Genomic DNA, 11,762 nt, shown 5'->3' with positions numbered 1-11,762 from the left:
TGCACGCTAGGGACCGCGACCCCGATCGGACAAGGCACCTTTTCAGATGGCTGCCACCGTGCCCGAAGGCCTGCGGCTGCGGGCCCAACTGCTCTGCCGGGCGCCGCGGGCACGCCGTACATCTGGACCATGAGGCGACTGCAGACCCGGACGGCGTCCGTCCAGGGCGCGTCGGTCCGTTACGTCACCGGCGGCGAGGGGGCGCCGGTCGTCTTCCTGCACGGGTGGGCGCTCTCGCACCGGTCCTACCGCGCGGCGCTGAGCCGGCTCGCGGAGACCGGCGCCGAGGTTTACGCACCGCCGCTGCCGGGGTTCGGCGGTACGCCGCCGCTGAAGCCGACGGCCAGGAGCCTGGCCGGCTACGGTCGGTGGGTCGCGGACTTCGTCCGTGCGGCGGGGATCACCGAGCCGGTGACCCTCATCGGTCACTCGTTCGGCGGCGGCGTCGCGCTGCAGACCGCACACGACCATCCCGAGCTCGTGGACCGCCTGGTGCTGGTCAACTCGGTCGGCGGCTCGGAGTGGAAGGCCGGCCGGGAGCTCCGCGACCGCCCGCTGTGGGACTGGGGCCTGCACCTCTCGACGGACGTGCTGTCGCCGCGCACGATGACCCGGGTGCTCCCGGTCGTGCTCGAGGACCTGGTCGGCAACGCGCTGCGGAACCCCGGGGCGCTGTGGCACGTCGGGCGGCTGGCCCAGGAGGCGAACCTCGCCGCGGAGCTCGAGGTCGTGCGGCGGCGCCGGCTGCCCGTGTTCATCCTGTGGGGAAAGGGGGACCGGGTCATCCCGCTCGCCTCGGTCCGGGCGCTCGCCGGTGGCGCCGAGGTGCACACCGTGCCGGGCGACCACAATTGGCTGATCGCCGACCCCGAGCGGTTCGTCGAGGTGATGACGAACGTGACCGGCTCCGGCCTGGCGGACGGCCCGGCCGCCTGAGCGCCGGCGGCTACTTCCGGCCGTGGAGGAGCCCGATGATCTGGTTCAGCCGCTCCTCGGCCTGCTTCGTGCGCTGCAGCGTCATCAGCTTCAGCGGCGGCGCGAACTTCTGCCGCACCACGGCGTGCGGCGTGCAGAACTCGCGCAGCCCGTCCTCACCGTGGATCCGGCCGAACCCGGAGTCGCCGACGCCGCCGAACGGGACCGACGGCACCACCGCGAACGTGAAGACGGAGTTGACCGCGACCATGCCGGAGCGGATCCGGTCGGCGATCTCGCGGCCCCTGCGCTTGCTGAACACCGAGGCGGCCAGGTGGTAGCGCGAGGCGTTGGTGAGCGCGAGCGCCTCGTCCATGTCGGCGACCTTGCGCAGCACCAGGGTCGGCCCGAAGGTCTCCTCGGTGACGGCGCTCGCGTCCTCGGGCACGTCGACGAGCAGCGTCGGCTGCACGACCTGCCCCTCGGTGGGGCCGCCGCCGGCGATCACCCGGGCGCCGCGGGCGACCGCCTCCTCGACGTGACGGGTGATGATGTCGACCTGCGACGGCATCGTGATCGGCCCGACGGGCGCGCCCGCGTCGCCGCCGGCCCGCACGCTCGAGACCTGGTCGGACAGCAGGCGGGTGAACTCGTCGTAGACCTTGCTGTGCACGTAGACGCGCTCGACGCCGACGCAGGACTGGCCGGCGTTGGCGATGCCACCCCAGGCCGCGGCCTCGGCGGCCGCGGCGAGGTCGGCGTCCTCGTCGACGAGAAGTGCGTCCTTGCCGCCGCACTCGGCCACGATCGGGGTGAGCGTCTCGGCGCAGGTCGCCATCACCCGCTTGGCCGTGGCGGTCGAGCCGGTGAACGCGACCTTGTCCACGCCGGAGCGGCACAGCGCCGCGCCCGTCGAGCCGTCGCCGGTCACGAGCTGGAAGACCGGGTGCTCCGGCACGACCTGCTTGAAGCTGTCGACCAACCAGGCGCCGACGCCGGGGGTGAACTCGCTCGGCTTGAACACGACCGCGTTGCCGGCCGCCAGGGCGTAGACGATCGACCCCATCGGCGTGAAGACCGGGTAGTTCCACGGGCCGATGACCCCGATGACGCCGAGCGGCCGGTACTCCACGGTCGCGCCGAGGTGCGCGTTGACCATCCCGACCGGCGACCGGCGCTTCCCGAGGACCTTGCCGGCGTTCTTGCCCGCCCACGCGATGTGGTCGAGCACCAGCGCCACCTCGAGCGCGGCGTCGCTGTGCGGCTTGCCCATCTCCTCGTGGATGACGCCGGCGAGCTGGTTGATCCGGCGTGCGATGACGCCCCGGAAGGCGTCGAGCCGCTTGCGCCGCTCGGCGTACCCGATCCCCTGCCACCACTCGGCGGCGATCCGCGCCTGCTCCACCGCGGCGCCGACCTCGTCGGGACCGTGGATCGGGTAGGTGCCGACGACGTCCTGCGTGGCGGGGTTGCGGACCTCGAGGACCGGCGTGGTCCCGGCATCGGTCGGGTGCGTGGTGGTCATCGTGCCGCCTCCTTGGTGGTGCCTGGTGCCCGCTGCTCGGTGCGGGGGCCGGCGAGGGTGCGACCGCGAAGCAGGTCGGCCGCCTTCTCCCCGATCATGATGGAAGGAGCATTGGTGTTGCCACGGGTGATCTTCGGCATCACCGACGCGTCGGCGACCCGGAGGCCCTCGACGCCGCGCACCCGCAGCTCGGGGTCGACCACCGCGGCGTCGTGCGTGCCCATCGCGCACGTGCCGACCGGGTGGTACAGCGTCTGGGACCACCGGGCGATCGTGTCGTCCAGCGCGGCCTCGTCGTCGCTGCGGCGGAGGTACGGCGCGGTCAGCAGGTCGGCGAGCGGTCCGGTCGACGCGATCTCCGCCGCCGTGCGGCAGCCCGCACGCACCGCGTCGAGGTCGACCTGCTCCGCGAAGTACGCCGGGTCGAGCTCGGGCTTCCAGCGCGGGTCGGACCCGCGCAGCCGGAGCCGGCCGCGGCTCGCGACGTCGACGAGGACGACGCCGGTGGTGAACGTCGGTCCGTCCGGCTCGTTGAGGCCGTTGTCGTAGAAGCCGGTGGGCGCGCAGATGAACTGGATGTCGGGGCCCTCGAGACCGGCCCGGGTCGCCACGAACCCGCCCGTCTCGCCGACGTTGGAGGACAGCGGTCCGCGGCCCGTCGCCTGCCACTGCACCAGCCGCATCGGCGTCACGTGGTGGACGCCGAGGTCCTTCGCGGTCGTCCGCCACAGCAGGGGGGTCACCGGGTGGTCGTGCAGGTTCTCCCCGACGCCCGGGAGGTCGACGGCGACGTCGATGCCGTGCTCGGCGAGGTGGTCGGCCGGGCCGATGCCCGACAGCATCAGCAGCTGCGGGGAGTTGATCGCCCCTCCGGACAGGACCACCTCGGCGTCGGCCCACGCGTGCTCGAGCCGCCCCTCGGCCAGGTAGGTCACGCCGACCGCGCGACCGCCCTCGAGCAGCACCTTGGTGGTCAGCGCGTCGGTGCGCACCGTGAGGTTCGGCCGGGCCTGGGCCCGCTCGTCGAGGAAGGCCGAGGCCGTCGACCAGCGGCGGCCGTTGTGGCAGGTGACCTGGTAGACGCCGGCGCCGTCCTGGGTCTCTCCGTTGAAGTCGTCGTTGGCCGCGAGCCCGTGCGCGACGGCGGAGTCGACCCAGGCGTGCGGGGTCTCGTAGCGGTAGCGGCGGTCCTCGACGTGCAGCGGTCCGCCGGTCGCGTGGTAGCCGTTCGTCCCACGGCTGTTGTCCTCCGAGCGGAGGAAGTAGGGAAGCACCTCGTCGTAGGACCAGCCCACCGCGCCGAAGTCGCGCTTCCAGCCGTCGAAGTCGGCGCGCGCACCGCGGACGTACATCATGGCGTTCATCGACGAGCAGCCGCCGAGCGCCTTCATCCGCGGCCAGTAGGCGCGCCGGCCGCCGAGGCTGGACTGCGGGGTGGTCTCGAAGTTCCAGTCCCACCTGGTCTTGAAGAGGCTCGCGAACGCGGCCGGCATCGAGACCTCCAGCGCATCCGCCGGCGGTCCCGCCTCCAGCAGCAGGACCGAGACGGTCGGGTCCTCGGTCAGCCTGCTCGCGACGGCCGCGCCCGCGCTGCCGGCGCCGACGACGACGTAGTCGAAGGACTCACGTGTGCTCATTGACCGAGTCCAGCACAACGGTCTTCCGGGGGCCAGGGTGCTTCTGCCAGAATCGCGCACCACCGACTGGACTTCTGCACAAACGGAGGCGGGGCCGTGGCCGGAAGTGGTGAGCGGGACCTCGCCGCGTGGATCCACCAGTACGCCGTCGACGCGGCGCGTGACGAGAACGTCGACGTGTTCGTCGCCCGCGTGGACGCAGCGATCCTCGCCGAGATCCCGGTCCTGGCCGAGGACCCGGTGCTCGTCGCCGACCTGCACGCGAGCACGCGAGCGCAGTACCAGGTGTTCCTGAGCCTGCTGGAGCGGAAGAAGCAGGAGCTGCTGCTGCCGCCCCAGGCCGTCGACCTCGTGCTCTCGATCGCCCGGCGCCAGCTCGATCTCGCGGTGGTGCTGAAGGTCTACCGCGTGGCGCTCGGGGCGGTGTGGGAGTACTTCACCGAGGTGGCGGCCGAGGTGCCCGAGGACGGGCCGGACCGCGCCGACGTCCTGATCTACCTCTGGGACCACGGCGGCACCTGGATCAACGAGGCGGTCGAGCAGCTGATCGGCGTCTTCTCCGCCGAGCGCGAGGCGACCATGCAGGGTGCGCTCGCGCGCCGTACCGAGACCGTGCACGCCCTGCTCCGCGGCGAGCAGATGCCCCTCGACGAGGCCACGCGCGTGCTCGGCCATCCGCTCCGCGCGCTGCAGACCGCCGTCGTGCTCTGGGTGGAGGGCGCGCCCGGCGCCGGCGCGCTCGAGGCGCTGGCCGAGGTCGCACACTCCTTCGGGACGGCGCTCGCCGCCGGACTGCTGACCGTCCCCGCAGGCAGCGGCGAGCTGTGGTGCTGGCTCGCGACCTCCGAACCACCTGACCCCGCGGCGCTCGAGACGGCACTCGCCGCGGTCCAGGCGGCGGAGGTGCGCGCGGCCGTCGGCACCACTGCGGCAGGGGTCACCGGCTTCCGGGACAGCCACCGCGAGGCGGTCGACGCGCAGCGGTACGCTGCGTCGGTGGCAGCCCGGCGGCCGCTGACGTCGTACGTCGACGTGGAGCTGGCGTGCCTGGTCTCCGGGCACGAGGCCGGCGCGCGGGCGCTCATCCGGCGTGAGCTCGGGGGACTCGCCGGCGCCGGGTCCGCACTGGACCGGGTGCGCGAGACCGTGGCGACCTACCTGGCCTCCGGCGGGAACGTCGAGCACACCGCAGAGACGCTGCACGTCCACAAGAACACGGTGCGCTACCGGCTCTCCCAGGCCGAGGAGCTGATCGGCCGCCCGCTGGCCGAGCGGCGCACCGAGCTCGGCGTGGCGTTGGCGTGCCTGGAGCGGTACCCCGTTGTTCCTCCGTCCAAATGAGATCGACAGATTCGTCCCCGCGGACGTGGGATCGACGCCGGGCCGTTGACATCGTTCCGGCCCATGGACGCGATGCTCACCACCCTCGGCCCGCTGCTGGCCTTCATGCTGCTCCCGGTCTGGATCCCGGTGCTCACCGTCGCCGGCGGCGCCGTCGCCGACAGGGTCAGCCGATCTCGCTGACCTCCAGGACCTCGTGGCGAGGGACCGGGTTGTCCCGGTGCGCCTTGCAGGTCAGCCGGGCGGTCGCCGCACGGTCGGTGACCGTGCGCACGGCGACCGCATAGCTCGCCTCCGCCGCGCGCCAGCGCGACACGAGGACGTCGCCGTCACGCCGCGTGCCGAGCAGCTCGAGGTCGGCGACGCCGAGCGCGTCGAGATCACGCCGGAGCCGGATCTCCGCAGCCTGTGCAGCCATGGGGTACGACGACCGGCCGCGCAGGTGGTCGAGGTCGAGCCGGCCCGCGAGGTGAGCGTCCGCGACGCCGCGGGCCGCCACGGGATCGAGGCGGCCGTAGTAGAGGCCTTCCGGCAGCACCACCATGTTGGCCGCGAACCGGTCGCCGCCGACGTGCGAGACCTCCCAGGTCTGCTCGGGGTGCGACTCGTAGAGCGCCATCGCCACCGGCCTGCCGAACTCGGCGCAGCAGGCGTCGTGACGGCCGTTGGTGCACACGCCGAAGAGCGCCCCGTCGTGGGGCTGCAGCCCGGTCGTGCCGCCGGACCGGAAGCCGGCGAGGTCCAGGTCGAGCACCTCGCGCAGGTCGCCGACGGTGCCGTGCTCGACACGCGGCCGGGCCGGGTCGGCGTAGGCCGCGAACACGTTGAGCCGCTCGGGGTCGCGGGCCGCGCGCGCCCGCCGGGCCAGCAGCACCTTGGCGCGGTGGTCCTTCGCCACCTGCTTCAGCCGCGGGCCGAGCCCGTCGGGCAGTCGTGCGTCGAGCAGCGCGTCGCTGCCCCACGGACCGGAGTGCTCCAGCAGCAGCCAGGTGCGGACGTGGGTGGCGGAGCCGGCGACCGGCTCGGTGCGCTCGAGGCTCGCGACGGCACAGCGGTACCGCTCGGTCGGTGTCGGCACCGGCTCAGGCCTCGACCGCGAGCAGGCCCTCGCGCACGAGGCGGCGGCAGAGGACCAGCCTGCCGGCGGGGTCGAGGTGCTCGGCGAGGTCGGAGGGGGTCAGGGAGCCGCGGACGCGGACCTCCTCGAGCGCGGGCCGGACCCGTCCGGGAACGGTCAGCTCGCGGTCGCCGAGGAGCACGACGACCTGGTCGCCGCGGTCCAGCAGCACGAACGGGTGGCCCGGCCGGCGAGACAGGCGGGTGTCCTCGGCGATGCTCGCGACCGCCAGCGCGTCGGCGAGGCCACCGGCGACCCGGGTCGGGCGGGACGAGAGGAACCGGCGGATCTCGGTCTCGGCAGCGGCGGCCGGGTCGATCCGGCGTACGTCGTCCGCGAGCGCGGCCAACTGGTCGGCCAGGCCGTCGACCAGCTCGGCCGGGTCGTCGAGGTAGCCCGCGGGCAGGTGACGGTCGGGGACCTGCTCGAGGAGCTGCTCGACGCTGCGCCGGACCAGGCCCCGCCAGGTCAGCTGGTTGATGCCGATGGTGACGTGCAGCGAGACGGTGTCCTCGGTGCGCGCGGCGTGGGGCGTGCCGGCGGGGAGGTAGAGGGAGCAGCCCGGCTCGAGCAGGATCTCCTCCGGGCCGTCGGTGCCGTGGACCTCCCAGCGCTTCGAGCCGGCGGTCTGGAAGACGAACACGTCGTGGCTGTCGGTGTGCACGGCGAACCCCTGGGCGCCCGGGGGCGTCAGGTAGGCGTTCGCCTGCACGGGATGGCCGAGCTCGAGCTCGAGGTCGGCGACCAGGTCCGTCAGCGGCGGGTGGTAGCGGTGCAGACCCTGGAGCACGACGGTCGCGCCGGCCTCGAACAGGGCGAGCGTGCGGCGCGGGTCGACCAGCCCGGTCAGCGGCTTGCCGGCGAGCGTCGCGCCCTTGCGCGTGTAGGACGACTCCGGCAGCACGCTGCCGTCCTTGGCCAGCCGGACCGCGGGTGTGCGGATCGCGGAGCCGGTGATCAGGTGGTCGGCGTCGGCGAGCGAGAGCAGCCCGACCAGCCGGTCCGGGTCGGTGCGGTGCAGGTGCGTGCGGGACGCCCAGACCTTCGTGAGGAAGGTCTGGGCGTCACCGCTGAGCAGGTCGAGAGCGCTCACTCAGGACGCGTCACCGTCGGTGCTGTCGGTGCTGTCCCCGTCGGTACCGTCGGCGTCCCCGCCGTCGGTCCCGTCGGCGTCCCCGCCGTCGGTGCCGTCGCTGTCACCGGCGTCGCCGTCGGTGCCGTCGCCGTCCGTGCCGTCGCCGTCGTTCGCGTCACCGTCGGTGCCGTCGGCGTCGCCGCCGTCGGTCCCGTCGGCGTCCCCGCCGACTCCAGGTGCCGGGTCGCCCGCGGGCGTGGTGGTCATGTCGTCGTCGCTGAGCGACTCTTCGGTCATGTCTCCTCCTGGACTGATGGGTGTGCCGGCCAGTCTGCTGTGACGCGCACCGGCCGACAAGGTCGGTGCTGACCGACCGATCCTTCCAGTACCCCGAACCGCGTACGCGACCCGGCGTCTGCCCGATCCCCCCTCGGGGTACCGGGACTCCTGCGCGAGCGGTCTTGCGCCTGTCGGTCGGCAACCCGGTAGCCGGCAGCAGAACGGCGAAGGGCGACAACGATGTCAAACGGAGTAGAGACAGGTCAGATCACGACCGACATCCCGGCACGGCTCGACCGGCTCCACTGGAGCAGGTGGCACTGGCTGGTGGTGATCGGCCTCGGAACGGTGTGGATCCTCGACGGGCTCGAGGTGACGATCGTCGGATCGATGTCGGATGCGCTCAAGGACGCCAAGACCGGGCTCGGCATGAGCAGCTTCGACGTCGGCCTCGCGGGTGCGGTGTACGTCGCCGGCGCGTGCCTCGGTGCGCTGTTCTTCGGACAGCTGACCGACCGCTTCGGCCGGAAGAAGCTCTTCCTCGTCACGCTCGGCGTCTACACGGTGGCCACGGTGATGACGGCATTCTCGATGTCGCCGCTGTGGTACTTCGCTGCCCGGTTCTTCACCGGCGCCGGTATCGGCGGTGAGTACGCCGCGATCAACTCCGCCATCGACGAGCTGATCCCGGCCCGCTACCGCGGCCGGATCGATGTCGCGATCAACGGCAGCTTCTGGGTCGGCGCCGCCGGTGGTGCGCTGCTGACCATCCCGCTGCTCGACCCGAACACCGTCGACCAGGCGTGGGGCTGGCGGCTCGCGTTCGGCCTGGGCGCGATCCTCGCCGTCGGCATCCTGATCGTCCGTCGCAACGTCCCGGAGAGCCCGCGCTGGCTGTTCATCCACGGCCGCGACGAGGAGGGCGACCGGATCGTCAAGGACATCGAGACCCGCGTGGCGCGCGAGAACAACGAGGAGCTGGCCGACGTCCACGAGACGATCACGATCCGCCAGCGCAAGACGATCCCGCTGCCGCTGATCGCGAAGACCGTGTTCACGATGTACCCGCGGCGGACGATCCTGTGCTTCTCGCTGTTCGTCGGCCAGGCGTTCCTCTACAACGCCTTCTTCTTCACCTACGGCGACACGCTCACGTCCTTCCTGGGCGTGACGCAGACCGGCTACTACATCGCGGTCTTCGCAGTCAGCAACTTCGTCGGCGCCCTTGCTCTCGGGCCGCTCTTCGACCGGATCGGGCGGGTCAAGATGCTGACGGCGACGTACGTCGTCTCCGGTCTGCTGCTCGGCTACACCGGGCTGACCCTCGACAGCTACAGCGCTGCGACGCTCACCCTGATGGGCTGCATCATCTTCTTCGTCGCGTCGGCGGGCGCGAGCGCGGCGTACCTGACCGCCAGCGAGGTCTTCCCGATGGAGACCCGCGCACTGTGCATCGCGTTCTTCTACGCGATCGGCACGGCCGCGGGCGGCATCGCCGGACCGCTGCTGTTCGGCAAGCTGATCGACAGCGCGGTCAGCGGCGGCCAGGGCATCTCGGCGATCGCGATCGGCTACTACATCGGGGCTGTGCTGATGGTGGCCGGCGGCATCGTGGCCGCGTTCCTCGGCGTCAAGGCCGAGAACCGGTCGCTGGAGGACATCGCCGAGCCGCTCACGGCACAGTCCAGCAGCCAGGGCAGCCACCGCGCTCAGCCGGCGTCAGACCACGCGTCGAACGCTCACTGACCACCTGACTCGGCGAGGGCGGCGAGGCGGTCGACCGAGGCCGCGAGCTTGTCGCTCGTCGTCGCCCTCGCCCGGGCCAGGCGGTTCTCGTCCTCGAGGTCGGTCCAGTCATAGGTGTGGGTCACCCGGGTGTGGCCGTCGTCGATCGGCTCGAGCTCCCACCGCCACAGGTGTCCCGGCGGGGGCTTGCCCTCCTCCGACGGCTTCCAGGCGATCACCCTGGCCTCCTGGAACTCGACGACGTGGTTCTCCCGGACCCGGCCGCTGGTGTTGTGCATCAGGAACGTGTCGCCCACGCCGTTCACCCGCTGGTCGTCGTCGGCCCGTGACAGGTTGTCGTTGCCGTCCCACTCGGGCTGGCGGGCGGGGTCGGCGATGAGGTCGAAGATCGCCAGGGCCGGGGCAGCGATCTCACGCGAGGAGCTGACGATGCGGTCGGACATGGCGCCATCTCAGCACTCACGTGGTGGCGGCGGCCACAGGCTGAGCTGCAGCATCAGCGCGAACCGCTGGCCGGGATCGGCCAGATCCACCGCCCCGACCTCCCGGACGCGGCGCAACCGGTAGCGGAACGTGTTGGGGTGGACGTACTGCGACTCCGCGGCCCGCACCACGTCCCCGAACGCCTGCAGCCACGCCGTCAGGGTGGCGACCAGGTCGCCGTGGTGGCGAGCGTCGTAGTCGACCAGCCGCGCGAGCGCCCCCGTCGCCTGCTCGCCCCGGGCGAGGGTGAGGTCCCGCAGCTCCATCAGCAGGGACTCGGCCTGGACATCCGCGAGCCCGGCCACGGGCGTCGCGCCGGCCCGCTCGCGGAGCACGCGCAGGACGCGATCGGTCGTGGCGCGGGCCTGCACGATCTCGGCCAGGCTCGTGGAGACCGGCCCGATCGCGACCACCGGTCGCAGCCGTCCGCTCAACCGACCGACGAAGTCGGTGGCGATGCGGGCGGCCCTGGCCTCGGCGTCGGCGCCGGGCTCCAACGCGAGCAGGCCGTAGACGACGCCGCCGACGAGCGCCGACGCGGACCGCGGGACGACGGCGCCGAGGTGCATCGCGAAGGCGTCGCCGAGCCGTTCCCGCTCGTGGGTGGACGACGGCCCCGACGGCTCGTCGGCGCCCGGGTCCGTGTCGGCGAGCGTGAAGGCCACGACCAGCAGCGGAACGTCCGCGAGACCGAGCCGCTCGAGCGCCTCCCGGGCACCGGCACCGCCGGCGAGGACGGCGTCGACGAGGTCGGTGCGCACCCGTCGCTGGACGTCGGCGCCGGCCCGCACCCGCAACAGGTGCAGGGCGACCAGCTTCGCCGCGTCGCGGAGCGCCTCGGAGCGCTCCTCGCTCAGCGGACCGGGCACGGCGGCCCAGATCGAGCCGAGGATCTCGTCCCCCGCGCGTACGCCGACCGCCACCCGCGGCATCGTGAAGGCATCGTTGCCGTCCGGCACCGGCTCGATGTAGACCGGACGGTCGGACCGGTGCAGCTCGCGGAACACCCCGCGGTCGCTGAGGATCCGCGCGTACTTCTCGGGCACCTGACGACCGAGGATGGTCTCCACCCGTGAAGGGTCGGCCTCGTCCTGGCGCCCGGAGAACGCGAGCACCCGCGAGCTGTTGTCCTCGATCGTGATCGGCGCGTCCAGCAACGACCCGATGGCGTTCGCGACGGCGAACAGGTCGCCCGACGGCAGCCCGCCGAGGGACTCCGCAGGAGCCCCGCCGACATCGCCCTCGGCGAGGACCGAGCGCAGCATCGCCGCGAGGTGGGCCCAGGGGGCGCCGCGGCTCAGCCCGAGGAGGGCGACGCGGGCGGCGTCGGCGGCCGCCCGGACCTCCGGGGTCGCCGGCACCGGCGCCCGCAGCACCAGGCCGACGGCGCGGTGCCGACCGAGCTCGGCGAGCAACGAGACGACGGCGGCCGGGTCGTCGACCCCGACGCCGAGGACGAGGGCGTTCGCCGGCAGGACCGGCTCGTCCATCGGGTCGTGGATCACGACCCCGCCGATGTCGTCGTCCCGGGTCGCGTCGCCGTGGACCAGGTCCAGGAGCGTCGCACCCAGGTCGTCCAGCACTCGCGCCAGGCTGGCGCGGGGCCGAGCAGCCTGGCTCATCGCACTCATCGCACTCATCGCG

General features: G+C 72.8%; 10 protein-coding genes. 3 read left to right on the top strand and 7 right to left on the bottom strand.

All coding sequences use genetic code 11. The annotated features are described in order from the left end of the window. The first annotated feature begins 129 nt into the window (after positions 1 to 129). On the top strand, positions 130 to 936 hold the full coding sequence (locus tag ABD709_RS00235) for an alpha/beta fold hydrolase (protein ID WP_344771749.1): 807 nt from the start codon (positions 130 to 132) through the stop codon (positions 934 to 936). A gap of 10 nt (positions 937 to 946) precedes the next feature. On the opposite strand, the gene ABD709_RS00230 is transcribed toward ABD709_RS00235, so the two are convergent. Together ABD709_RS00230 and ABD709_RS00225 are read right to left on the bottom strand one after the other, a co-directional pair. Beyond that, the gene (locus tag ABD709_RS00230; protein WP_344771748.1) at positions 947 to 2,440 is read right to left on the bottom strand and encodes an aldehyde dehydrogenase family protein; all 1,494 of its coding nucleotides are present in this window, start codon (positions 2,438 to 2,440) and stop codon (positions 947 to 949) included. Beyond that, a complete protein-coding gene (locus ABD709_RS00225; RefSeq protein ID WP_344771747.1) occupies positions 2,437 to 4,077 on the bottom strand; it encodes a GMC family oxidoreductase in 1,641 nt (546 codons plus the stop codon). Before ABD709_RS00225 ends, ABD709_RS00230 begins: the two co-directional genes overlap by 4 nt. Before the next feature lie 96 nt (positions 4,078 to 4,173). Between ABD709_RS00225 and ABD709_RS00220 the strand changes: the two genes are divergently transcribed. Next, positions 4,174 to 5,418, top strand: coding sequence for a PucR family transcriptional regulator (locus ABD709_RS00220; protein WP_344771746.1), 1,245 nt, complete (start codon positions 4,174 to 4,176; stop codon positions 5,416 to 5,418). Positions 5,419 to 5,584: 166 nt separating this feature from the next. On the opposite strand, the gene ABD709_RS00215 is transcribed toward ABD709_RS00220, so the two are convergent. The 3 genes from ABD709_RS00215 to ABD709_RS00205 are packed head-to-tail and all read right to left on the bottom strand — an operon-like array spanning position 5,585 to position 7,907. Continuing rightward, positions 5,585 to 6,496 carry a ferredoxin family protein gene (locus ABD709_RS00215; RefSeq protein WP_344771745.1) on the bottom strand — a complete coding sequence of 304 codons (912 nt, stop codon included), beginning with the start codon at positions 6,494 to 6,496 and terminating at the stop codon, positions 5,585 to 5,587. Between the two features lie 4 nt (positions 6,497 to 6,500). Then, entirely contained in the window at positions 6,501 to 7,628 is a 1,128-nt protein-coding gene (locus ABD709_RS00210) for a cupin domain-containing protein (protein ID WP_344771744.1), read from the bottom strand. Next, positions 7,629 to 7,907, bottom strand: coding sequence for a hypothetical protein (locus tag ABD709_RS00205; protein ID WP_344771743.1), 279 nt, complete (start codon positions 7,905 to 7,907; stop codon positions 7,629 to 7,631). It lies immediately after the preceding gene. Positions 7,908 to 8,129: 222 nt separating this feature from the next. Here ABD709_RS00205 and ABD709_RS00200 point away from each other — a divergent pair, with 222 nt between their 5' ends. Next, the gene (locus ABD709_RS00200) at positions 8,130 to 9,635 is read left to right on the top strand and encodes an MFS transporter (RefSeq protein WP_344771742.1); all 1,506 of its coding nucleotides are present in this window, start codon (positions 8,130 to 8,132) and stop codon (positions 9,633 to 9,635) included. Here the strand turns inward: ABD709_RS00200 and ABD709_RS00195 are convergent. Both ABD709_RS00195 and ABD709_RS00190 read right to left on the bottom strand, forming a co-directional pair. Continuing rightward, positions 9,629 to 10,078 carry an SRPBCC family protein gene (locus ABD709_RS00195; RefSeq protein WP_344771741.1) on the bottom strand — a complete coding sequence of 150 codons (450 nt, stop codon included), beginning with the start codon at positions 10,076 to 10,078 and terminating at the stop codon, positions 9,629 to 9,631. The genes ABD709_RS00200 and ABD709_RS00195 overlap by 7 nt on opposite strands. A 9-nt stretch (positions 10,079 to 10,087) precedes the next feature. Next, positions 10,088 to 11,740, bottom strand: a complete 1,653-nt coding sequence (locus ABD709_RS00190) for a PucR family transcriptional regulator (protein WP_344771740.1) — start codon at positions 11,738 to 11,740, stop codon at positions 10,088 to 10,090. Between the last annotated feature and the right edge of the window lie 22 nt (positions 11,741 to 11,762).

This window comes from Nocardioides panacisoli (genome assembly GCF_039537325.1).
Taxonomy (GTDB): domain Bacteria; phylum Actinomycetota; class Actinomycetes; order Propionibacteriales; family Nocardioidaceae; genus Nocardioides; species Nocardioides panacisoli.
Note: the sequence above shows the minus strand (reverse complement) of the source record. Positions and strands in the feature narration are given on the sequence as shown.

Excerpts from the sequence above, each read along its gene's own strand:
- ABD709_RS00190 (WP_344771740.1), bottom strand. The coding sequence starts at position 11,740 with ATGAGCCAGGCTGCTCGGCCCCGCGCCAGCCTGGCGCGAGTGCTGGAC.
- ABD709_RS00235 (WP_344771749.1), top strand. The coding sequence starts at position 130 with ATGAGGCGACTGCAGACCCGGACGGCGTCCGTCCAGGGCGCGTCGGTC.
- ABD709_RS00230 (WP_344771748.1), bottom strand. The coding sequence starts at position 2,440 with ATGACCACCACGCACCCGACCGATGCCGGGACCACGCCGGTCCTCGAG.
- ABD709_RS00195 (WP_344771741.1), bottom strand. The coding sequence starts at position 10,078 with ATGTCCGACCGCATCGTCAGCTCCTCGCGTGAGATCGCTGCCCCGGCC.
- ABD709_RS00205 (WP_344771743.1), bottom strand. The coding sequence starts at position 7,907 with ATGACCGAAGAGTCGCTCAGCGACGACGACATGACCACCACGCCCGCG.
- ABD709_RS00225 (WP_344771747.1), bottom strand. The coding sequence starts at position 4,077 with ATGAGCACACGTGAGTCCTTCGACTACGTCGTCGTCGGCGCCGGCAGC.
- ABD709_RS00200 (WP_344771742.1), top strand. The coding sequence starts at position 8,130 with ATGTCAAACGGAGTAGAGACAGGTCAGATCACGACCGACATCCCGGCA.